General features: G+C 60.5%; 21 protein-coding genes, 1 tRNA gene and 1 pseudogene. 12 read left to right on the forward strand and 11 right to left on the reverse strand.

What is annotated here, in order from left to right; translation table 11 throughout:
* Positions 1-98: 98 nt before the first annotated feature.
* The 4 genes from SJQ66_RS14945 to SJQ66_RS14960 all read right to left on the reverse strand — a co-directional run bounded on the left by SJQ66_RS14945 (position 99) and on the right by SJQ66_RS14960 (position 4723).
* Positions 99-1436: a trypsin-like serine peptidase gene (locus tag SJQ66_RS14945; protein WP_320534957.1), complete on the reverse strand. Its 1338-nt coding sequence runs from the start codon at positions 1434-1436 to the stop codon at positions 99-101.
* A 246-nt stretch (positions 1437-1682) separates the two neighbouring features.
* On the reverse strand, positions 1683-1805 hold the full coding sequence (locus SJQ66_RS14950) for a hypothetical protein (protein ID WP_320534958.1): 123 nt from the start codon (positions 1803-1805) through the stop codon (positions 1683-1685).
* Between the two features lie 216 nt (positions 1806-2021).
* On the reverse strand, positions 2022-3302 hold the full coding sequence (locus SJQ66_RS14955) for an acyltransferase family protein (RefSeq protein ID WP_320534959.1): 1281 nt from the start codon (positions 3300-3302) through the stop codon (positions 2022-2024).
* Positions 3299-4723 (reverse strand): glycosyltransferase family 4 protein, encoded by a 1425-nt coding sequence (locus SJQ66_RS14960; RefSeq protein WP_320534960.1) that lies wholly within the window; start codon positions 4721-4723, stop codon positions 3299-3301. Before SJQ66_RS14960 ends, SJQ66_RS14955 begins: the two co-directional genes overlap by 4 nt.
* 1245 nt (positions 4724-5968) lie before the next feature.
* On the opposite strand from SJQ66_RS14960, the gene SJQ66_RS14965 reads away from it, so the two are divergent.
* The 4 genes from SJQ66_RS14965 to SJQ66_RS14980 all read left to right on the forward strand — a co-directional run bounded on the left by SJQ66_RS14965 (position 5969) and on the right by SJQ66_RS14980 (position 8515).
* Positions 5969-6220, forward strand: coding sequence for a hypothetical protein (locus SJQ66_RS14965; protein ID WP_024903599.1), 252 nt, complete (start codon positions 5969-5971; stop codon positions 6218-6220).
* An 83-nt stretch (positions 6221-6303) separates the two neighbouring features.
* Positions 6304-6594 (forward strand): hypothetical protein, encoded by a 291-nt coding sequence (locus tag SJQ66_RS14970; RefSeq protein WP_320534961.1) that lies wholly within the window; start codon positions 6304-6306, stop codon positions 6592-6594.
* A gap of 45 nt (positions 6595-6639) precedes the next feature.
* Positions 6640-6852 (forward strand): hypothetical protein, encoded by a 213-nt coding sequence (locus SJQ66_RS14975; RefSeq protein WP_320534962.1) that lies wholly within the window; start codon positions 6640-6642, stop codon positions 6850-6852.
* 247 nt (positions 6853-7099) lie between these two features.
* Positions 7100-8515, forward strand: coding sequence for an amidase (locus tag SJQ66_RS14980; protein WP_024903596.1), 1416 nt, complete (start codon positions 7100-7102; stop codon positions 8513-8515).
* Positions 8516-8599: 84 nt separating this feature from the next.
* Here the strand turns inward: SJQ66_RS14980 and SJQ66_RS14985 are convergent, their stop codons facing one another.
* The 3 genes from SJQ66_RS14985 to SJQ66_RS14995 form a co-directional block, all read right to left on the reverse strand.
* Complete coding sequence (locus SJQ66_RS14985; protein ID WP_024903595.1) at positions 8600-9892, reverse strand: aspartate carbamoyltransferase; 1293 nt, start codon at positions 9890-9892, stop codon at positions 8600-8602.
* Between the two features lie 91 nt (positions 9893-9983).
* Positions 9984-11543: an FAD-binding oxidoreductase gene (locus SJQ66_RS14990; protein WP_320534963.1), complete on the reverse strand. Its 1560-nt coding sequence runs from the start codon at positions 11541-11543 to the stop codon at positions 9984-9986.
* A 147-nt stretch (positions 11544-11690) separates the two neighbouring features.
* Complete coding sequence (locus tag SJQ66_RS14995; RefSeq protein ID WP_320534964.1) at positions 11691-12731, reverse strand: glycosyltransferase family 9 protein; 1041 nt, start codon at positions 12729-12731, stop codon at positions 11691-11693.
* 310 nt (positions 12732-13041) lie between these two features.
* Between SJQ66_RS14995 and SJQ66_RS15000 the strand changes: the two genes are divergently transcribed.
* Entirely contained in the window at positions 13042-13635 is a 594-nt protein-coding gene (locus SJQ66_RS15000; RefSeq protein ID WP_024903592.1) for a DUF4337 domain-containing protein, read from the forward strand.
* A 6-nt stretch (positions 13636-13641) separates the two neighbouring features.
* Here the strand turns inward: SJQ66_RS15000 and SJQ66_RS15005 are convergent, their stop codons facing one another.
* From SJQ66_RS15005 to SJQ66_RS15015, 3 genes are all read right to left on the reverse strand, one after another.
* The gene (locus SJQ66_RS15005) at positions 13642-15078 is read right to left on the reverse strand and encodes a dienelactone hydrolase family protein (protein ID WP_024903591.1); all 1437 of its coding nucleotides are present in this window, start codon (positions 15076-15078) and stop codon (positions 13642-13644) included.
* 91 nt (positions 15079-15169) lie between these two features.
* A complete protein-coding gene (locus tag SJQ66_RS15010) occupies positions 15170-15820 on the reverse strand; it encodes a 3'-5' exonuclease family protein (protein WP_024903590.1) in 651 nt (216 codons plus the stop codon).
* A gap of 673 nt (positions 15821-16493) precedes the next feature.
* Positions 16494-16817 carry a hypothetical protein gene (locus SJQ66_RS15015; protein ID WP_320534965.1) on the reverse strand — a complete coding sequence of 108 codons (324 nt, stop codon included), beginning with the start codon at positions 16815-16817 and terminating at the stop codon, positions 16494-16496.
* A 383-nt stretch (positions 16818-17200) separates the two neighbouring features.
* Between SJQ66_RS15015 and SJQ66_RS15020 the strand changes: the two genes are divergently transcribed.
* Positions 17201-17782, forward strand: a complete 582-nt coding sequence (locus SJQ66_RS15020) for a septal ring lytic transglycosylase RlpA family protein (RefSeq protein ID WP_320535330.1) — start codon at positions 17201-17203, stop codon at positions 17780-17782.
* Positions 17783-17884: 102 nt separating this feature from the next.
* Here the strand turns inward: SJQ66_RS15020 and rsmI are convergent, their stop codons facing one another.
* Entirely contained in the window at positions 17885-18811 is a 927-nt protein-coding gene (rsmI, locus tag SJQ66_RS15025) for a 16S rRNA (cytidine(1402)-2'-O)-methyltransferase (RefSeq protein ID WP_024903587.1), read from the reverse strand.
* A 470-nt stretch (positions 18812-19281) separates the two neighbouring features.
* Between rsmI and SJQ66_RS15030 the strand changes: the two genes are divergently transcribed.
* The 6 genes and pseudogenes from SJQ66_RS15030 to SJQ66_RS29900 form a co-directional block, all read left to right on the forward strand.
* Complete coding sequence (locus SJQ66_RS15030; protein ID WP_024903586.1) at positions 19282-19638, forward strand: YraN family protein; 357 nt, start codon at positions 19282-19284, stop codon at positions 19636-19638.
* A gap of 441 nt (positions 19639-20079) precedes the next feature.
* Complete coding sequence (locus SJQ66_RS15035) at positions 20080-20667, forward strand: SIS domain-containing protein (RefSeq protein WP_024903585.1); 588 nt, start codon at positions 20080-20082, stop codon at positions 20665-20667.
* 77 nt (positions 20668-20744) lie between these two features.
* A complete protein-coding gene (locus tag SJQ66_RS15040) occupies positions 20745-21599 on the forward strand; it encodes a BON domain-containing protein (RefSeq protein ID WP_024903584.1) in 855 nt (284 codons plus the stop codon).
* 106 nt (positions 21600-21705) lie between these two features.
* A complete protein-coding gene (locus SJQ66_RS15045; protein ID WP_036009865.1) occupies positions 21706-22047 on the forward strand; it encodes a c-type cytochrome in 342 nt (113 codons plus the stop codon).
* 174 nt (positions 22048-22221) lie between these two features.
* A tRNA-Ala gene (locus SJQ66_RS15050) sits at positions 22222-22297 on the forward strand.
* 243 nt (positions 22298-22540) lie between these two features.
* Positions 22541-22711 (forward strand): annotated as a pseudogene (locus SJQ66_RS29900) (IS6 family transposase); the annotation flags it as partial.
* Positions 22712-22975 lie beyond the last annotated feature (264 nt).

The following is a 22975-nucleotide window of genomic DNA, read 5'->3' on the forward strand; positions in this document are numbered from 1 at the left end:
GTTGCAATAGCGGGTTTTTATTTGTACCCCCGGCAGGACGTATTGACTTAGCGGGTGATTCCTTACCCACCCAATCGGGCGACAAGGGGGCGTCTCAATTACTCCACAACGATTCGTGCCATCACTTTGATGGCACGTTTGTAGGAGGCATCGTGCCAGCCTCGCGCCTCGATATCGAAGTCCGCGGTGTAGGTTCCCGGGCGCAGGTGTTTATTGTCCGCACGTTCAAAAGCAATGGTCAGATATCCGGCTCTATTGTTGTAGCAGTTGACGGCGTTGTTGATCTCGTACCACAAGCCGGAACAGCCGATGTAACGCGACGCGCGTAGTTTCACCGATTCAGGGAGTTTGGATGCGGTTTCTGTCATCGTCACGGTGAGCGTTGTTTGCGTATTCTCATACCCCCATTTCATGGTGGATGGGCCTTGCACATGCGGTTGTGATGGAATCACGTAGGCAACATTGCCGTACGCAGCCTCCAGCGCAAGATTGGCCGTACGCTCCTCGCCGCGGGACGTCAGCATCAGCGTATCGTGCGACGCCACGCGTACCTGAGGATAGACAGTACGGATCCACTCGACATATTTCGAAGCACGCGCAGCGGTTGAGAAAATGTCATTGCCACCGTTTGTAACCCCGACGATCGCCCATCGGTTATCGTGACGCTGCCACCATGCGGAGCCGCTGTCTCCTGGCGCCAATCTCGACCAGAATTCGCCGCCTATCTTAGGATTGAAGCTCGCGCCAATGCCGTGTTCGGCCTCGAAAATTCTGTCGATCTTGGACGTGCCAGAGGCGCGACACGCATTAAGTAAACACTTGTAGCTGCCACTGCTGCCCGTTTTGCCCACGCCCCAGCTTCCATAACCAACGTACCAGATGGAATTACCTCTTTCGCTCTTCCCGTCGTAAAGTACCGGCGGCGCTACGGGCTTGCCGTCCTCACCCACGATATCCGCATGCTTTGGCAAAGCCAGCAACGCGATATCCGTCGATGCGCCGCCAAAGCCCGCTGGTTTGTTGGTGCGATAAAGCCCGAGATAGAACGTTCCCTCACCGCCCGCCGTCACCGTCCCATGACGATCGGTGAAGTTTCGGCTGATGCTTCCGGTCGCTTTTGATCGATCGCCTTCGACGCAGTGTGCGGCAGTAAGGATAAAGGAAAGGGCTTTATCCGAAGAGTCGCCAATCCAGGTAGCGGTGCAATTGCCAAGATGTCCGACGGCATCGAATTGGGCTTCTTTGCTTTTTGCAACCATCGGTGCCATCGCCGTATTGATCGTCCCGGCTATGTTGTCGAGGTGACCGCCGTTTTTTATAAAAACATCGTCGCTGATGATGATTGCTGACGCCTTTGCTGAAACCACGATAAGACCTGCAAGCATGGTCAAACGCATTGTTGGTCGCAAGAATATTTTGGCAGGGAAGATTGACATGATCGCTCCTTATTTAGGGGGGTGGTACGAATGCTAGATAAAGAGTGATGCATCGTGCGTGGTGAATAGTCTTATAAATGCGAGGCCTATTCCATTCGAAATAAGTTTCTCAAAGCAACCTGCCAGAGGGGGGGCGAGCCTGGTGCAGAGCGTGTGGGCCCTGCCTAATCGATCCCGGCCTGTGCCTTGTTAATCGATGACGATCCGTGCTATCACTTTGATCGAGCGTTTGCGTGGGGTATCGTGTTAGCCTTGCGCTTCAGCATTGAAGTCGCCAGTGTACGTTTCCGGCCGCAGTTGCGCATTATTCGCGCGTTCAAAAGCAATGGTCGGGTTATCCTGCGCTGTTGTCGCTGCAGTTGACGGCATTATTTATCTTCTCGTACTGTTTTGCAGTACTGCCGACGTAACGCGAAGCGTATGCGGTACGGCGTGCATTGATCCAATGAATGCGTAGGCATGCCACGGGTAATGGTGGCGCCTAAGAATAGGCCGCTCGTCTTTTCTTGGCTATTTCAATGACGGCTTGCTGCGAACGTGTAATGGGTCTCGCCGCATTCGTTCCATCGCCTGCCACAATGCGTTTCAGCGATCAATCGTATTTGGCGCGACCTGTGGCGCATGATGCCGGCGACCCAGGGCACGGCCGAGACGTATCATGGGTTTCTCGAACCCGTGATACGAACACAGCGCCACGATAAAGACCACGATGAGGTTGATCGGCGCCTGACCGCTCCATGTGTGGTTGTTGGGGGTCAGGAACATCTGCTGCCAGATGTAGAGGCTGTACGACAGCGCGCCGAGACCGGCTATCCATCGGAGGTTCAGGAATCGCCCCAGCGGCGTCTCGGGGCGGCGCACGACCCACAACAGCATCATGGCCACGCACAGATTCTCCAGCGACCAGCCCACGGTGAGTTGGTATTTACCTCCCAGATAAGCGGTGATGAACGGCGAGATCAGGAGCGCGTAGACGATGGCCACAATCGGCAGGCGCCAGCGAAACGCGGTTTCCAGCGCACGTTCGAACCACGCCTCGTGATAGCAGAGCGCGATGAAGCATCCCATCATCAAGCTGTCCATCCGTGTGTGGAGCATGAAATAGACGAACAGATGCAGATGGTCGAATGCCGCGTATTGCGCCACCCGGATGAACGGGCCGTTGACGATGACGGCGAGGGCGAACCATTTTGCGTGGCGGCGGTTCAACGCAAGAAAAATAAACGGCCAGATCAGGTAGAACTGTTCTTCGATGCTCAGTGACCACATATGGCCTACGAACCAATTGCCTGCTTTCAAGCGTGCATCGGCAAACAGCGAATCGTAATCCTTGAGGAAAAACAAGCCTCGTAACAGGGACGCCCAGGTGATATCGATCACATCGACGATGCGTAAAATCGCCACGACAGCGATATATAGCAATGCCACGGGCGCGATGCGGAAAAAACGACGGCGATAGAAATCGCTCATTGACACATGGCCTCGATCATCTTCCGCGATCAGCAGGCGCGTGATCAGGAAGCCGCTGATCACGAAAAACACCAGCACACCGAAACCATCGTTACCGAATAGCCGCGTGAATAGGCGGATGAATGCGCCGTCCGCTTGCACCGTGCCCATGAAATGACTAATCAGGACAAGGCAGATCGAGATGGCGCGGAGACCGTCCAGCGAAGGGATGCGGGCACCTGCGGAGGCCACCTTTACCGGGGCGGCGTCGGAGATCGTGTGCTTGCGCGTGGTGGCGGGGCGGGCGGCCGGTCCGGTGTCACCGTGTATGGCGCTGTGGGCGCCTGCCTGACTCGGCACGATGGCGCACTGGCGCTGCGTCAGCGGTCGCCGTATCCATCGCGTGAGTCCGATCATCGCCGAATAGCGGCCTTGGCCGCATTGACCGGCGTCGTGCCTGTTCCGGCGGCATTGACCGCTTGCGTGGCTGGCCGTGCCGGCTGCCCGCCATTGGGTGCAAAGGTCGCGCGGTGCAACGTGGCGCCCTCCGTCGCGAAGGGGGGCGACGACGACTGTGCCGCGGACGCGGCATGGGCCGCCTGTGCGGCCACGGATGTCGCCGCTGGCAACGGGTCTTCAGGTAGCAGAAAGCCTCCGACCACTTCCAGCTTTTTCATGACATTCCGGCAATACACATCGGGATCAAATCGCGCGCGTGCGCTGGTATAGGCCCGGGCGACCAGGTCGTGGGACAGTTCCGGCGCCGTGCGAAGCTTTTCGATCTGCTCGGCGAGCAGGTCGGCGCGATTGGGTTCTATCAGGATGCCGTCCTGACCCTGGGTAAGGATCTCGAGCGCCCCTCCCGCGGCTGCGGCCACGATCGGCCGCCGCGCCAACATCGCTTCGACGATCACACGGCCAAACGGCTCCGGTGCAATCGAGGTATGCGCAATGACGTCCATTGCACTCATCAGTGCCGGTACGTCGCGCTGGAAACCGAGGAAGTGCACGCGGTCGGCAATGCCAAGACGTTGCGCTTGTGCCTTTAACTGGGCTTCGTACGCATCTTCACCGAAAAGCGCGGCGCCGACGAGCACGGCGTGTGCATTCGGCGTGCGTGCCACCGCGTCAAGCAGCACATGCTGCCCCTTCCACTGTGCCAATCGGCTGAACGTGCCTACCAGGAACGCATCCGGGGGCAGGTTGAAGCGTGCGCGCAATTCCGCACGCGGCGTGGCGTCGACGGTGTCAAACGGCGCGGCATCGATGCCGTTATAAACCACGCTGACGCGGTCGCGCGGCAGCTTCGTCAAGGCAAGCCAGGCGTCGGCGGAGGCTTTGGAATTGGCGATCACATGCGTCAGGAACAGCTTTGAGCACAGTTGAATCACGCGCAGTCGGTCAGGGCCGAAATGATCGGCCGAGACGATATCGCGCAGATGCCAAACCACCGGGCGACGCGCGAGGAAGCCCACCACCGCACCGATGACCATGGCTTTTTGCGTGTTTGCGTACACGAGCTGACGCGTGCGTGCCTGCTTGACCAATTGCCAGGAAAGGCGCAATGCCGACTTGACGGTGCCAAATGACAACGCGCGGCCGCCTTCCTTTTTCATATTGTTCAGCGTGCTGTCACCCAGGATCGAGACGCTGACGCCCACTTCTTGAAGCCGTTCGCGGAATGGACCATCGGCGAACAGTACGACATCGCATGCGCTACGCACGCGTTTGCAGACTTCGAGTAGTGACAATTCGGCCCCGCCCATGACGCCGCTCTGGTCAAGTACCAATATTTTCTTGCGATCGTCGTCCGATGGGGCGTTTGGTGTCTTCGGCATAGTAGGCATCGTCAATTGTCCGTTGGATCCGGTGTCACGGCTGCATCGATGCGCCCGGATGGGTCGATATATCTTTGTCTTAAAAAAATATAACAAAGAAACAGAATCGGGGTTTTTACCGAATGTAAGCAGGCGCGCGAGAAAAGCGGCACCGGGTGACGGGCCAGTTATAGAGGGGCAATCGGCCGTTACAGCGTGCGGCGTGAAGGCGTCGGGCTCCCGTCGCGGCGCAATGCGAGAGCATAAGATGATACGGTTCGAGAAGGGGCCGTTTCGCCGGTCACGGGTCAAGCGCGGCATCTTCAGGAAAACGCCGTTGCGGATCGTCGCGTCAGCCGCCTTTCGTGGGAGCAAAAACCTGATGTCGTCCGCCCCTGTTTTCGATACCGATCGAGGTTGTACGACGTCATGTCCGGACATTGCGCGCCGACACAACTGCGACCGATCCAGAGACGATCGGATAGCATTTTCCGTTTAGTGCATCACCTCAAAAACAAACGTTTGTATATGCATTTGTGCCGGGCAGATTTCGTGCCAGAAAAGCGCTTTCGCTTCAACGTGCGTGAGACATGCTGTCTGAAGATACGGAAAAATCGGCCGATTCCCATGGCTTTTTACTTGTAATACGGTTTGGTATTACCGCTTTGTCGCACAAACATGATTTGTTGCAGCTGATACATATCGTGACAAAAATACTAATTGGTACGAAAGTGTGATCAATTGTATAAACAAACGCATGTATCAGGGCGCTTCCCCATGAATGTACTAGGGTTTTCAATGGTCAAAAGCACTAGTCATTCATTTCTTTTGATTTGTAAGTGTATCGAAGTCGTTACAATTTATCGGTTGGCAATTATTAACTATTTGATAGAATTTTTAAACTTATGCGGACGATTGATCGGGAATAATTCCCTGTCTTATTACATGATCCGCCATCGCCTCGGGTTTTTTTTTCCGGTGCGGATGACATTGTTGGGTTTTGCGTGAAAAGAGTTCGGAACACCTCGCGGTAGTGCGTTCCTAAGCAAGAAGCATCGTGTTTCGTGCATGGGCAACGGGCGAGAAAACCGGACCGCACGGCAGGGTATGCGCCGTGAAAATGGCCAAGGAGTAACGGGTTGGGAATGCTTGCCGCCAACGCGCCGCCGTGCGCTCGCGGCATATCCAGATACTGGTCGAACCGGGAACCATTTTCGGGTGGGACATAGCCATTGCCGTCATGACATTTAAATACGGAGAACGGTGATGATTGATGTTATTGGGCGATTGGCGGCTTTGGTCGTAATGACCTATGTTGTGGTTTCGGTGTGCTCGGCGTTGCGGATGTACTTTGTACATAGCCGCTATGTGCATGTGGAATTTGCCGGCAAGAAGTGGCGCAGCTTTGGGGAATGGGCGCCGCGACAATATCGTCGCTTGATTGGCTTGCGGTGGGCGGCAGTGGCAGGGCTGGTGGTATGGATGGCAATCGTATTCGTTCCGCCTTTGTATCAATGACATATCAATAAATAATCGATTTCTGTAGTTTGCGCGGCAATACGCAAGAACCACACGACAATCGGGCCGAGGAAATGCCGCGCATGGGGGCATGGCGTGCATTTGCCGGAAAACAAGCGGGGGGCGCCGTGGAGTTCGTTCAGAGCTTGGCAGTGCTGGTGATCTTGCTGTACGCGATGTACTCGTTTGGCATGGCGGCTTTCGCGCATCGTCGCGGCGAGCCGTTTGTTCTGCAGGAGGCGGGCACGCCGTTGTTGCGGTCGTTCGGCGACTGGGCGCCACGTAGCCTGCGGTTATTGATGTTGCTGCGGCGTGTAGCGCTCGCCGCGGCGCTCGTCCTAGGCGCATCCATGGTCTACGCCTTGTTTATTTGACCCAGCCCTCCTCATGGAGAGGGCTTCAAACGCGCGGAGCGTCGCATGGAGCACATGCTTGCCATGGCTGCCTGGATATCACTTGCCGCGCGTTTGTTGACGGGCATCGCCTGCCTGTTGCCCACATCGTTCTTTCGTCGCGTCAGCGACGCGCGCAGATCGGTGCACCGCCGTCGCGATGATGCGTTGCTGCTGACCAATCTTTGGATGGTGGTCGCCTTCGGCACCTGGGTCGCCGACGTAATCATTCAGGCATGACGGACGCCCCCGCTCCGACGCCTCTCCCTCCTTTAAGCGGATAGCAACGGTTCGACAGCGCGCGATCACGCGATGCAACGCCGCTACCGATCTGCCGTTCTGACTTGCTATCATGTGGCGCGGTGGATGGCACGATGGTCTGGCCCAATCTTCCCGATATGGTCTGGGATCTCGATTACCATGGGGAGAATCCTGGCATCCGCGCTGCCGATGACGTCGTATTTCTGATTTGCCGAACGAAAACTCAATGACAACCGCCTTCGATCCCAAGACGCCTATTGCCGAACTGGCAAATGCGCTTGCACGTGGTGACACCACGAGCCGCGCACTGACCGAAATCGCCTTGGAACGCATTGCCGCCGCAGGCGGCAACGGTGCCCATGCCTTTGTCTCCGTGGATGCGGACGGCGCCCGCGCGCAAGCCGATGCCATCGATACGCAGCGCAAGGCCGGTCGGTTGCTGTCGCCCCTCGCGGGCTTGCCCGTATCGGTCAAGGACCTGTTCGACGTTGCGGGTCAGCCTACACGCGCCGGTTCGGCGGTGTTGGCCGATGCGGCACCGGCCACGAGCGATGCGGAGGTCGTCTCGCGGCTGCGTGCGGCCGGGGCCGTGTTGATCGGCCGCTCGAACATGAGCGAGTTCGCTTTTTCGGGGCTGGGCATGAATCCGCACTTCGGTTCACCGGCATCGCCCTGGCGTCCGCATGAGCGACGCGTTTCCGGCGGATCGTCCTCCGGGGCGGCCGTGTCTGTCGCGGAAGGGATGGCTGCCTATGGATTAGGCACTGATACGGGGGGCTCGCTGCGCATTCCGGCGGCGTTCTGTGGTGTGACCGGCTTCAAGCCGAGTGCGAACCGCATTCCGGGGCAAGGCGCTATCCCGCTGTCGATGACACTGGATTCGTTTGGCGCGATTGCCCCCACGGTGCAATGCTGCGCGATTATCGATCAGGTATTGGCTGGTGCGCCCGAGCGGGCAGCCGCGCTGGCATTGCAGGAGCCCATCCCGTCGGGGAAAAAGCGCGGCAATGCGGGGGCGCGCGCCGCGGACATCGCGGGTCGTCGTTTTGCGATCGTAACGAATGTCGTCATGGAAGGCGTCGAGCCTGAGGTCGAGCGGGCGTTCGAAGCTGCGCTCGCGCGCTTGAGCAATCTCGGCGCGGACTTGGTGGATATGCGCTTTGACGCACTGGACCGGCTGACATCGATCAACAAGTTTGGTTTTTCGCCGATAGAGGCCTGGTGGTATCACCGCGACTGGGTGGCCACGCGGGCGGCGTCCTATGATGCACGCGTCTTAGCGCGTATCCGCATTGGTGAGACGGCGAGTGCCGCCGACTACCTCGATCTGCTGGCGGCGCGACGGGCGGTGATCGCCGAGGCGGCGCAGGCGTTCGCGGGGTACGATGCGATCCTGATGCCGACGGCGCCGATGCTGCCACCGCAGATCGATGACCTGAAGTCGGACGCGGCGTTTTTCGCGGCGAACGGTCGCGCGCTGCGCAATCCGAGCATCATCAATTTCATCGATGGTTGCGCGTTATCGATTCCGGCCCCGGCGTATGACGATGCACCGGTGGGTCTGATGGTGGCAGGCCTGCACGGGCAGGATGCCGAGATCCTGGCTGTCGGCGAATCGATAGAAGCGGGCTTGAACAGCTGAGGCACCCTGTCGCATCCGCATTTACATCAGGCCGCCGCCGGTCCATTGGATCGGCGTGCCGTATGAACCGGCCTGTGCCGTACGTCAGTCGATGCCGTGGAACACCGCGTCGTCCACGCCGATATACGGCGGCGACTGCCAGTTCGCATCGCGCATGGACCGTCCCACCAGATTCTCCACGCCCATCAACGTCGCGAAGATTGCCATCCGTACCGGGATGCCGTTATCGGTTTGACGGAAGATCGCCAGACGCGAATCATGATTCAGGTCCGTGCTCAGATCATTGGCGCCCGGCCGGCCATCGCGAGGCAGGGGGTGCATGATCATGGTATCCGGCCCGCAGACGGCGTCGACCAGTGCCTGATTGATCTGGAAGTCCGGTGTATAACCTTCGAACGATTCGTCGGTGAAGCGCTCTTTTTGAATGCGTGTGGCGTACACGACATCAACGCCACGCAGTCCCTCGCGCAAGTTGTTGGTCTGCACCACGGTGTGATCGCGTTGGCCCAGTTTCTCGACGATATAGGCTGGCATTTCCAGCGTCTGCGGCGAGATCAGCGTGAAGCGCAGATTCTTGTATAGCGCCAGCAGCTTGCTCAGCGAGTGTACGGTGCGGCCGTATTTCAAGTCGCCGACCATTGCGATGTGCGCACCATCCACGATTTTCCCGATGCGCGAAAACTCGCGCTGGATCGTGTACAAATCCAGCAACGCCTGGCTTGGATGCTCGCCGGGACCATCTCCGGCATTGATCACCGGAATGTTGGTTGCGCGCGCGAACTCTTCCACCGAGCCGCGTTCCGGATGGCGTACCACCATCGCGTCGACATAACCCGCCATCACCCGGCTGGTGTCATAGATCGACTCGCCCTTTGCCATCGACGAAAACGTGAAGCCGGTCGTGTCGCATACCGAGCCGCCCAGCCGGGCGAATGCAGCGCCGAAGCTGACGCGGGTTCGGGTACTGGCTTCGAAGAACAAATTCCCCAGCACGGCGCCTTCCAGCACGCGGCTGATCTTCTGGCGGCGCGCGATGGGTTGCATGATGTCCGCGAGACGGAAGAGGTCCTCGACGGTGTCGCGCGAGAACTGATCGACCGACAGCAATTGCGGCCGCCCCTCGAACTGGATCGGGCAACCTGGGGTCTGTCCAGGGTATGCGCTTTGCGCAGCCAGGCCATCGGCTGGCCGGGTCAGGATTTCATTGACGAAACGTTCGACGATTTCCGGCATGCCGCGCGACTCCGCCGATTCGGCCGGCAATAACCAGGTATCCAACGCGCGACGAGAAACACCGATACGGCTGGCGAATGCCTCGCGCGTCATGTTCAGGCGGCGCATGGCATCGCGCAGGAAGGTTTGTTGCGGCACGCTCATGAAGGTCTCCGATCGTCTGTACGCGATGCGTATATTAATCGATGGAGATGAAACGTCAAGTATCAGATGCCGAAATCGTTCGAGAAAGTCGTTACAGCAGTTTGCCGGGGTTCATGATGCCGTTCGGGTCGAACAACGTCTTGATATCCCGCATGAGCCGCTGTTCCAATGCCGACTTGTGCCGCAGGAAGTGCGACCGCTTCAATTGGCCGATCCCATGTTCGGCACTGATGCTGCCGTTGAAACGGGCCACTTCGTCGAGCACGGCATCGGTAACGAAATCCCCTTTGCTATCCGGCCGTGTGCTGTTGGTGCTACCTGTGGCGGCGTCGGCAGGCGAGTCGGCCGGCGCTGTCTGTGTAAAGAAGTCCGACGGCGCACCGGCCGGTCGCGACACGTTGTAGTGCAGATTGCCATCACCAAAGTGGCCGAAGACGAACAGACGCAGGTCGGGCACCGTGTGTGACAGGCGTGCGCCAACTGCGTCGAGGAAGGCGGGAAGCGCTTCGATGGGCACCGACACATCATGTTTCAGGTGCGGACCGTCGCGCTTTTGCGCTTCCGAAATCTCCTCGCGCAAGCGCCAGAACGCAGCCAACTGCGCCAGCGTGGCGGACATCGCGGCGTCCCGGCACAAGCCGTCTTCCAGCGCCTGGCCGACCACATCCTCGACCAATGCGATCAGCGCGCCTTCATCGGCGGTATCGGCAAGTTCGAGCAGCACATAGCCATCATGGGCTTCACTGAAGGGCGCGCGCAGGCCATCGACCTCGCGCAGCACCAGTTCGAGGCAGGCATGCGTGAAATATTCAAACGCCTGGACACGCTGGCCACAGCGTTTGAACACCAGCGAATACAGGTCCAGCGCCTGTTGTGGCGCCTCGACCGCGGCCAGGACCACCGTGCGAACGCCATTGCGTGGATACAGTCGCAGCGACGCCGCCGTGATGATGCCGAGGGTGCCTTCGGCGCCGATCAGCAACTGTTTCAGGTCATAGCCCGTGTTGTCCTTGCGCAGTGTGCGCAGGCCTTCGAATATCTCGCCATTCGGCAGGACCGCTTCCACGCCGAGGACCAGTTCACGCGTCATCCCATAGCGGACCACGTTGACCCCACCCGCATTCGTCGACAGGTTACCGCCGAGCTGGCAGGAGCCTTCGGCCGCCAGGCTTAACGGCAACAAGCGCTCGGCCTCCGAGGCAACGCGCTGCAGGTCCGCCAGAATGCAGCCGGCCTCCGCCGTGATGACGTTGGCGATCGTATCCACGCCGCGCACGGCATTCATCCGGTCCAGGCTTAGGATCACGCTGAGCTGGCGACCGCCCGCACCGGCCTTGGCCGCGCTTTCCGGCGTGGCCCCGCCGCAAAGGCCGGTATTGCCGCCACGTGGCACGACCGGGACCTGCGCCGCGTTGCACAGACGCAGGCAGGTGGAGACTTCCGCCGTCGTGCGTGGGCGCACGAGTGCTTGCGCCGTGCCACGGTAGAGGCCACGCCAGTCGCTTTGCCAAGGTTCCAGCAATGCAGGATCGGTCGTGACGACATCGCTGCCCAGGGCGTCGACGAGGCAGGTCAGAAAACCGATGTTCGGTTCCGCGAGATGCGACGCGGCATCGATGGGCGTGGTGTGCGGGGCAGCGGAGGAAGGCATGCGTGAATCGTTCATGACGACATCAGGACAATAGGCGAAAGACCACGGCGGACCGGTCGACCGGGCAAGCGATCGGTGGCGTCGATCGGCCGGCTCCCGCGCGCCGGTGGGGAGTTGGCACCGTGCGCGCACGCGGCGCGGGCCGACTCATGGTGGTCCGTCAGGGGTTTTGATTGTACGCCGTTGGCGATCGAACGCCGCAAGGACCCGGGATACCGGCATCAGACCGCGCCAATACCGTTCTTTCAATTTGGTGATGGGCAGAAACGGCATGGGTAGGACCACGACGTTATAGGCACCCTGCCTCGAATACGGGTGCGCGCGGGTGTCGTTGCCGCTGCCGGCACCAGGCGCGTCGCTGGCGGTGACGTCGGCACTGCCAGCGCGATCGGCATCAGGCTGGTCCCCGGCCTCTGTCCGGATAGCAACCCGTATAGGGTTTTGCCGATGACGGCGCGGATGCCAGCGCTGCGCGAGACCTTTGCGTGGGAACACCGACACCGTCGGGATGTCGAGTGCCGAGGCAAGATGGCCGATGCCCGAATCATTGCCAATAAACCAGCCGGACGTGTATAGGAAAGCCGCCAGATCCGGCAGTGCGGCAAAAGCGACGACATCGATGCCCGGTGCGCGTTGATGCCATGCGCTCGCTTCGTCGGGTGGTACGGCGAGGCATGGCTGCAATCCACGGTGACGCAGGCCATGCGCAAGACGCACGAATTTGGCGGCATCCCATGTCTTGAACGTATTGCTCGCCACCGGATGGATCACCACGCGTTTGTCGTGCTCGCGATGCAGCAGCGGGGACGGTGGCCGCATGCCATTGTCGAGTGGCACATCGCTTTCGCTGGCATGCAAACCAAGATGCTGCCTTCCTGCCGCCATCAGCGCGTGCAGCACATGCGCGCGATTATAGAAGCCGGGCAAGTCGACCAGCCGCAATAAGCGGGGAGCCACCAGCGGGTCGTCGGCCAGCAAGCGGTCCGCCATTGGTCGCGGAAACATCTGCACGATCTGATCGAAGCCGCGCAGCAGCGCCTCGCGTGCCGCGTGGTCACAGGGGTCCGGAACCCAGCGCGCGACAGGCACCTCGGGGAACCATGCCCGCAGGGGATAAATCACGCCGCCGATCAGCGTCAAATCGTCGCCCTGCCGCAACAGCGCCCGCAGCAGCACCATCAGGTACATCGAATCTCCGATCGCGTGAGGCATCACGATCCCGATAGCTTTATTTCTTGGCATGCTGGTGTGCAAATGATTGGGCGGCAACGAGTTTATCGTGGTATCGGCCCGCGCAAGCGAAACGGTTCGCATGACCGTTTCGCACGGGCGGTCGACAATTTCCGTCAAATCGATGTCAACGGGTTTTTGCCACGGCGCGTTGTGCGGGCAGAAATTTTGAGATTATGCGGATAGCCCATTTAAGACGCCGCCTACCTCAGTGTCGGCAGTGGGCGGCCGGACGAGGTCCGCCATCATTTTTTCCATCGAAAACGTCATGTCTGAAGAGTATGAGATTCACGGGCCGCATGATCATGCGGTCCAACACGCCGGTCATGGGCACGCCGGGGGGCACGAGCCGGATAATGGCGCGGCATGGATGGCGGTCATGACGGCGGTGCTCGCCAGCATTGGGGCGATTTTTTCGTATCAAAGCGGCGCGAATGAAAACCAGGCGTTGTATTTCAAGAACGAAGCCGCGATCCGCAAGACCGAAGCCGCGAACCAGTGGGCGTATTACCAGGCGAAGGGCGAGAAACAAAATCTCGCCGAACTGGGCGCGGCCCTGATGACGACGAATCCGCAGATGCAGGCAAAGTTCGAGTCCGATGTGCAGAAATACCGTGCCGAAAAGCAGCCTATCCGCGCAAACGCGGAAGCGATCGAGAAGGTCGTGAAGCTCGACGACGAGAAGAGCGAGGCCTTGATGCATCAGCATCATCGTTGGGCGCAGGCGACCACGGCGGTGCAGATTTCAATCGGTCTGGCCGCGGTCGCGCTGCTGACGCGCCGGCGCTGGATGCGGATCATGTCGGTGGGCGTCGCGCTGCTGGGTGTCGCAACCGGCTGTATCGCCATACTGGGGCATTGATGGCCGTCACGTCGGCGTGCGCTCGATCAATTCGTTGGAAGGCAGATCCTCGTTGACGATCTTCCGGGCGCACTCGATGCCCGCCACCGGCTGCGCATCGGCCGTCATCCGGCCGATCTGCACCAGCACGCTCGCCTGATCCCAGTACGTCTGCAGCCGATGAATCTTTTCGCCGCGAAACGTGGCAACGCAGACAAGGGGAATTTCGATATAGCGGTGCGTCGGTGCGACGCCGGGCAGCAGCCAGTCGATCACATTGCTATGGGTGAAGGACAGCAGGGCTTCCTCGACCAGTTGCGTTGCTCCCACCGTCCGTGACAATGGCAGCAAACGCGTATCCGGCGGCATTTGGCCGATGAAATGGTCGCGATAAAACGCCGCCACCTTTTCCTTGCCCGCACCGCCGGTCCGGGTGGGCACGTGGTTGAGATAGGGGGCCTCCACCAGCCCCTTCATGATGGCATCGACGTTTTTATCGGCCATCGTATGCATCAAGTGGGTATCCCACAGGCGCGATAGATCGAAGTACGGCCCCATCTCACGTTTCAACGCACCGAGCGTGCGCTGGTAGGCAATCGTTGCCGCCGGCCGATTGTAGGAGTCCGTGCCGCGTCGTGCGAAGCCCCGCTCGGCACGGGGGTAGCGGTAAACCTCCACATTTCGCGATTCCGCAAAATGTGACGCGATGGCTTCCCGCCCCGTTTCCGGAACGAATTTGTCGTTCTCGGGCAGATGGACGACCAAGCGCCCCGACAGGTGATTCGCTTCGTCGAGATGGTCTTCGATCCCGGTCCCGTAATAGGACACACCGCAGCTTACGCCTTCCAACCGGCATGCCGCCAGATAGGCCAGACGGCCTCCAAGCGAAAAGCCGACCACCGACAAGCCGCCGGGCGCTTCTCGTTCGCTCGGCCCTGTCAGTCCGGCATCATGGGGGCCCTCCCGGCTGCCCAGGCCCGCGCCCCCGCTCTCCTTGGCGCTGCGTCGTCCGCGCCAGAATACTCCGCCGGCGCCACCAAAGAGGCCGCGGCCCGGTTCACGCGGTGCCGAGACCGGGGTATCGGGCCGCTCGCGGCGTCCGGCCATCGAGGCGGTGGTCTCCGTGCGCACCTCCGGTCTTTCACGCAATGCATCCAGCGTCGCGCCCACGTCCTCGACGCCGAGGTCGAAGTCAAACGCCTCGCCCAGACGATAGGCGTGTTGCCAGTCGCTACTGGTGTAGTCGAATTCGAGTCCCGGCTCTTCGCGCCAGTACAGATCCGGGACCGCCACGACATAGCCTTCTTCCGCGTAGATGTGTGCCAGTTCACGCATGGTGGCGTTGGCGCCGAAGATTTCATGGCAGAGTACGAGGCCTGGGCCGATTCCGCGCGGCGGCAGCGCGAGATAGGCGCGGAAATGGCCGCTGTCCTTCGACTGGATCGTGATGTACTCGGAGGCCATCAGGCTTCTCCCTCTCGCTTTGATGGATCGCGGGGTCTCACTGCGAGACGCCGATGATGTCGCGGATCACGCGATGTTGTTGATCGACGGTTCAATATCGCGCAATCGGACCGGTGCGGCCATCCCCGTCCCGAGGCGCATCCAGCGGGTCGGCGAGGGGCGGCTCACGTAATTCACGCGCCACGCGGTCCTTCCTCAGATCGGCCAGCATGTTACAGAACAACGCCCCTTGCTCTATCGCGTCATCCAGCGCGACATGTGTATGCGGCAGATCGTCGAACCAGTGGCGTGGAAAGCGCGGCTTGATGCTTTTCCGGAATGGCAGACCGGTCATCGCGAACGCAAGTGTCTTGATGTCGAGTGCGGACCAGGAAAACGGGCACCGATCCACAAAGCGCATCATGTACCAAAACATGTACGTAAAGTCGAAGCCCGCCGGGAATGCGACGAATACCGGTTTTCCGGGCAGCGCTTCGACCCATTCTACATAGGCCGGCATGACGTCTTCGGGCTTGCGCAGATCGGTCCGGCACGCGGCCCAGGCATCCGGCTGGGTTTTCCACCAGGCCGCCTGCGTCGGGTGGGCGTCGGCTCCGGGCAAGGTCTCAAGGTTCGCGGAAAACGTGGCGATCAGTTGCTTATCGGCTGTGTAAGCGGCCGACGCGAAGCTCAGCATCGAGTGCGGGCCGGGAATGGGACCGTCCGCCTCCACGTCGGTGCTGACATAGATCTCTTCGCTCATCGGCAATGCTCCATCGGTTGCGGTTCTCAAAGTGACCGCGGGGTTTACCGCATCTTTCAAAAATAGCGGGAACTGCAAATCATTGTAACGACAACACGAGACCTGACCCGACTGCCTTAAAGTAGGGCCTTCGATCGTTGCCAGAATGGCCCGATATCCGCGCGCACGCGGGAAGAATGGTACAAACAACGGTTATTTGTGGAAATTTTTGCTATTTTTGCTATTTTTGCTGCATTTGTGGCAAATAAGCGGGTAACAATTGCCAGATTAGAGCGGAATCAGTGGCCAAAAGCGACTGAAAAAGCAGATCGGGTATAATCAGTGCACACGCTGCGTGCGTGTTTCCTTTTTGTCCTGCATCCGGCGCGAACGAGCGTGCCGGATGGTGGTCAGCCAAGCATCAGTTGCCGTCGGGCAGACGGATACCGTTTCGGCCTGCTGTCGCGTTTGTAGCCTAGCGACATTAGGCAGATTCGGTCTCCAGCACTACTGCCGATGGCAATGAATATCCCGTACCGGCCTTGGGCTGGTGCAACACGTTCCGCCCGGACTCGTCGCATCGTTGCATGCGTGTTGAGGATCGGCGAGAGATATCGTGCCTACCAGGCACGTCCTCCGGGGGAGCCAAGCGTTGTCGCTGATGCGGCGGCGGCTGAGTGCGGCATGCGTCTTTTCAAGGCGCTCGTTCGCGGCTTGCGTCAGCCGGTTGTCCGTGCCGCCAGGGGGAGTCGAGGGTCGCGTAGGCCGCGCCGCCGCGGTTTCCCTGGAGACAACGCGTTGGAGTCTGGTGATAACGACCGAATGCGGTTGCGCCAGACGTGAAATTAACCGGGTGGAGACGGTATTGCGCCGTTCCCGGTGCTTCAGCAGAGAAGTCGAACGTGCATGGCATGCCTTCCCGGCGCATTGCGTCACATTGGTAAAGCATTGTCTTGTCTGCGGCGCGCTCCTTCGTGGCGCGCGTCGTGCGTTTGCTGGCCGTGGCGGTCTCGTCCATCCTATTCCGGACGTATCGCCCCGGTTTTCTGTTGTCGTGCCGGCCACCCTGGACGTCCCGCCCTAGCTTCGCGGACCGTCCAGCCATAGGTGAACAGCACGTCTATGAACGCACGACTGACCCGCCGCGCCGGCATGTCCCCTTGGGTACAGGTCGCCGCGGGCACGCTGGTGACCCTATTGGTTGCCGGTTGCGCCACGCAGCACGATGGCGACACGATCAGCCAGAATTCGCTCCGGCTGGATGCGACTCGCACGGATCATGCCGCAATTGCCGCGCCAGCCGCCGGTACGCGCGCCGCGCTGCTGTCGGATTCGCTACGCCGTTCGCTGGCTGATATGAAGATGGCGCCGATGACCGCAGGCATGAAAGCGCGATATGCGATGACGTCATGCGTCTCCACCGTCGATCAGCCCGCACGCCGCCCTCATCCCAACTGTGCCGTGCCCGGCCAGCAGGCATCCATTGCAGAGCAATTAGCGGACCTGGCCGATTCGGCGAAGCGTGCGAACAGCGACGACGACGATGAAGACCTGGTCACCGCGTCCGACGATACGGCGCAGACCGACGGCGCGTTGTCCCACGCGGCACCGATCACGGCCGACATTCCGGATACGTCGAATTTCCATCAAAGCGGCAATGCGTCATGGTATGGCATGCGGTTCCACGGTCGCCGGACGGCCAGCGGCGAACGCTATGACATGCACGAATTCACTGCGGCGCATCGTAGCCTGCCGCTGATGAGCTACGTTCGTGTCGTCAATACGCAGAACCACCGTGCGGTAATCGTCAAGATCAACGATCGCGGCCCGTTCAGTGGGCGCCGCGTACTGGATCTGTCGGCGGCGGCGGCAAAGGCGCTCGGTATGCGCGATCGCGGCACGCAGCATGTGGAGATCATCGGTATGTCTCCATCCGAAGCGCGCGCGGCATTGTCGCAATCGGTACTGGCATCGAACAATTGATCGCGTAGCGTCGGATACCGGAACGCAAAGGTCCGTGATACCGCGGGAGGTGCAACAGCATCGCTCGCGATATCACGGACCTTTTTTTGCGTGCACAGTGACTTAACCGGCCGAGCCCGCTGCCTCGTCTCTTTCTTCTTCGTCTTCCCCCGCGTCCCCGGCCCAGGACAGCGCCCGTGTGTATAACGCGGTCCGCGATGCGCCGGTGATCTTGGCGGCAACGCGCGCCGCGGCGCTGACCGGTAATGCCTCGAGCAGTGCGCGCAGTAATGGATCGTGTGTCTCCACGCCAGTCGCGCCGTCGCTCGCCGGGGCACCTTCGATGACCAGCACGAACTCGCCGCGACGTCGATTCGGATCGGCGGCGATCCACTCCGGCCCTTCGGCCAGGGTGCACTGGTGCACGCTCTCATGTAGTTTTGTCAGTTCGCGGCCGATCAATACGCGGCGGTTGCCTCCCAGCGCTTCCCGGGCGGCAGCGAGCGTGTCGTCAATGCGGTGCGGTGCTTCGTAGCAAACCAGGGCGTGCATATGACCAGCCAGTGCTTGCAGGGCCGTCGCGCGTTGTTTGGGCTTGGATGGCAGGAACCCGATGAAGGTGAACGTTTCCGCCCAGGCGCCGGCGGCACTGAGCGCGGTGATGGCCGCACTGGGGCCGGGCAGTGGCACGATCGGATAGCCTGCGGCACGTGCCGCGTCGACGAGGCGGGCGCCGGGGTCCGAGATGCCGGGGGTGCCGGCATCCGAAACGAAAGCCACGCGTTCCCCGGCCGCGAGATGGGACAGGATGCGTTCGGCTGCTTCGTGCTCGTTGTGCTGGTGTGCGGGGATCAGCGGTTTGCTGATGCCGTAGCGGGTCAGTAGCTGTCCCGTGTTGCGCGTGTCTTCTGCGGCAATGCGATCGCACAGTCCTAGCAGGTAATGCGCGCGGAAAGTGATGTCGGCCGCATTGCCGATCGGCGTCGCCACGATATACAGCGCCGGCGCGGGGTAGTCCTGGCCCTGCGCCAAGCGGCTCACGTCGGACAGCGACGCGGACGGCGTGGGAGCGGCACGCTGGGCGTCGCCTCCGGCCGAGTCGCCGAGTGCCGTCGTATTCGTGGGTGCCGCGGGGTCGCCGGATGAGCGTGTGTGAGCCGTCCCGGGGGCTGTCGCGCCGACGGTCTCTTGTGGGGCGGGGTGGTGGGAAGCGGATTGGCGGAGATCGGGCACCGGGGTGGATTCCTGTGGGGCGCGTGGGCGCGAGTGCGATATTGCCTGCGTATTGTCGCATGGCGTTGCGGGCGGACGGTGGGTTCGACAGGGAGCGATGAATGGACGACAAGGGCGGGCAATCGATCGAGGTAACGGTAACGGCAGCGATCAAGGGGACCGCATCCACAAGAGCCGGGCCGGTGGCCGGGTTGTCAAGGGCAGAGGCGGCGGCGGAGGTGCTGAAGCAGGCGGAGGCTGCAGCCGTGGCGCGCGCCAAGGCCCGCGCGGGCGCTACCGAGGTGCCGATGTCGAAAACGGCGCGCGGGACAATGTTCGAGACACGGGCGTGTGATCATTTGACTGCCCGGGGTCTACGCCTCTTGGCCCGCAACGTCCGGCTGTGCGGTGGTGAAATCGACCTGATCATGGCCGACGATCGGCGCGGCGAGGTGGTGTTCGTCGAGGTACGTGCGCGGGCGAGCATGCGTTTTGGCGGCGCGGCGGCCAGCATCGATTGGCGCAAGCGGCAGCGGATTCGGCGTGCCGCCGCCGCGTGGATGATGCGCTGGCCGACCAGCACGCCGCCCTGCCGTTTCGACGTCGTCGCAATCGATGCGGATCGGGTGCAGTGGCTGGCGGCCGCATTTGACGAAACTGATTGAACAGGTGCGGTACACTCACGGGGCGTGTGTATCGGCGGCTGCGGGATGGGGGACGTGTTCGGATGCGTGTTCTCCAGCGCGCTTCCGGTGCGGTCGTACAGCTGCGGGCGGCGCCCCTGGTTACGGGCTGATACAAAACAGCGCGCAAAGTTTCGTAAAAATTGGCGCTCGGTCTGCGCGCGGCATGAATGCATGCAGTATGCTGCGCCGTATCCCCGTGACGCGGGACATAACCGATGCAACGTTGCATCGGACAAGAAACGCACGGCGAATGCCCGGGGCGCGGCGCGTATGCATGGCGCGGCGACTTGCGGAATACGACGGTTCGAATCCGAGGGGGGCGCGGACGTGATGGCGCGGGTGGCGGAAGTCGCCCGGACACGTCAACGTTGCCGCCGGAAGCAGGACCGCGCACGTGTGCTATGCGGGAATTGTGGCGGCATGTCGATAGAAAGCATACAGAATCAATTCAGTGAAAGCGCGACTGCGCAGCGGGCGGCGCTGGACGTGTTGGCGCACGGCATTTGCGCTGCCGTCGACACACTGTTTACAGCACTGGTCAACAGCCATAAGGTGCTGGTGTGCGGTGACGGCGGATCGGCCGCGCTGGCGGACCATTTCGCGCGGCAACTGGTGGACCGCTATGAGCGCGAGCGCCCCGGCCTGGCCGCGCTGTCGTTGTCGACCAGTGCGTCATTGCTGCAGACGGTGGGCGGGCTGAGCGACATCGATCAACTGTTCGCCAAGCAGGTGCAGGCGCTCGGGCAGCCGGGGGACGTGCTGTTGGCGATCAGTGCGGACGGTAACGCGGACAGCGTGATGGCATCGGTCGTGGCGGCACATGAGCGTGGCATGCTGGTGGTGGCATTGACCGGCTGCGACGGTGGCGCGATGCTGGACTTGTTGAGCGACACCGATATTCATCTGAGCGTCAGTACGCAGCGGCTTGCCCGCGTGCACGAGATACATTTGCTGACGATCCACTGCCTGTGCGACGGTATTGACGAGATGCTGTTGGGCGAGGCGTGATTCTGCGGGTTCTGACGCGGTAGTGTCGGATGGCATCAGGCAATGGGATACACAAACGAAACGGGAGTAATGCACAGATGACGGCAACACGCGGCAGACGCGGATGGGTGGTTCGAGGGGTGGCAAGTGCGTTCGTCGCGTTCGGTATCGCCGCGACTTTGCAGGGATGCCCGCTGTTGTTGATCGGCGCGGCGGCTGGTGCTGGCGGTGGCGCGTTGGTGGCAACGGACCGTAGAACGGTGGGAACGCAGGCCGACGATCGTGAAATCCAGATCCGGTCGGCAGCCCAGTTGGCCGGTGACTTGCCGCAAGGTTCGCATGTCGACGTCGCGGTGTTCAATCGTCGCGTACTGGTCGTGGGTGAAGTGCCCACGCCTGAGGCCAAGGACTATGCGACGGCCATTATTCGCAATGTTGCCGATGTCGAAAGTATCGTGAACGAACTGTCGGTGCAGCCGGCCAGCACGGTCAGCGTGCGCTCGAACGATACATTCATCACGAGCAAGGTGAAGTCATCCCTGATCGCGGACAAGCATCTGTCGGCGAATAATTTCAAGGTGGTGACCGAGCGCGGGGTCGTTTATCTGATGGGGTTGGTCACGCGGGCCGAGGGTGCCCGCGCCGCGGATATCGCGAGCCGCGTACCGGGCGTGGTGCAGGTGGTGAAGACGTATCAATACATATTGCCGTCGAAGACCACCGACGATGCGTTCATGGCAACCTCGCCGGAACGTAACGCCAGTCCGGACAGTACGTCAGCGACCCCAGGCGGGGATCCGAGTGCCGGTGTGGGCAACGCCGATACGGCGGGCGTGACCACCGGGGCGATTCCGAGCGCCGGTGTGACGTCGGAGCAACTACAATCGCCGGCCCCAGTGGGGGACGCACATTCTCCAGTTGCGGGTAATCCAAAGTCGACCAAGTTACCGTAAAAGAAGTCGCGTCCTGGCAAGATTACCGTTACGTAATTGTGACGGCAATCTTGCCATGAGACACACGCCCTGCCGTTGCCCCCTATAAATTCAGAATCAGTCGGCCATGAAGAAGATGCTTGTGAAATGGATCGCCGCCGCGGGTGTGGTGATGGCGGCGATGCCGGCGATGGCTGCAGCGAATGCCAGTACCGCGATGATGTTGGCAATGGCGAACTCGTGCATGGGGTGCCATGCTATCGATCGGAAGCTTGTCGGGCCGTCTTTCAAAGACATCGCGAAGAAGTATCAAGGCGATGCCTCGGCCGAGGACAAACTGGTCACCAAGGTGATCAAGGGCGGGGCGGGGGTGTGGGGTATGGTGCCGATGCCTTCCCATCCTGGGCTGAGTCAGGCCGATGCCCATACGATCGTGCAATGGGTGCTGGAAGGGGCGCCGAGTAAGTGATGTTCCAGAGGGACGGCGTGTGATTGGCAATGGGCCGTTCGCCGGGAGGATTGACTTGATTGCCTTGGCGAGAAGGTTTGTATGACGGGTATCCAACGGCTGATTTTGCGGTGCGCTACGTGCCCGTCGCTTACTTGAAATGGATAAGCGTTGTGCTAAACTGATTGCCTGCTTGGGGGGGTAGCTCAGCTGGGAGAGCGCCGCGTTCGCAATGCGGAGGTCGGGAGTTCGATCCTCCTCCTCTCCACCAAAATACCTCGTTGAATTCACTCGAAATTCAACAAATTCAATGACATGTGAAACGATTGTGGCCGGTGTAACTTACACCCGTTCAATTTTTGCATGCCATGTATAACTACTTTATCTCGCGTAAAGGGGACGTACTGTTATCGGTACACCCATCTCCTTGGTTCCAGTTGTTCAGACGACCAAGGCTAACAGCTTGCCGAAAAGGTTAACAGCCCCCTGGCGGTCTTTTTGAAACGGTCTCTTAAGAGATTTGCGACGAGCACAGCGCTTCCTTTCGAATTTCGGCCCGATTCGACAGCATTTTGCTCTGAAACGACACCTGATTTGTGCAGCCGAACATCGTCGCGAGCTTACGCTCCGATTGGAATCGTGGCATCACTTGACGCTCCAGGGCCAAAATCCGTCTGCGTTTTAAACAATGGCCGTGAAGCGCCTCTTTTTCGCTCAATCATCATCAACGTGACAATGCCATTTTCCAGGCTCTCACGTAACTCCCGCACTTGTAACACGCGCCCATTCGCTGGCGTAATGTGTTTCCAGGCTCAACCGGGGGTGCGCCGCACGATCGTGCAAAAAACAAGGGCCAAATTATCAGGACACCGCGTCGAAGCCACGCAGGGCGACGCTAGCAATGACCACGATTGCGCTTAATTGCCAGTTTTTATGAGTGGCGAGAAAA

The organism is Robbsia andropogonis, assembly GCF_034047095.1.
GTDB lineage: Bacteria > Pseudomonadota > Gammaproteobacteria > Burkholderiales > Burkholderiaceae > Robbsia > Robbsia andropogonis.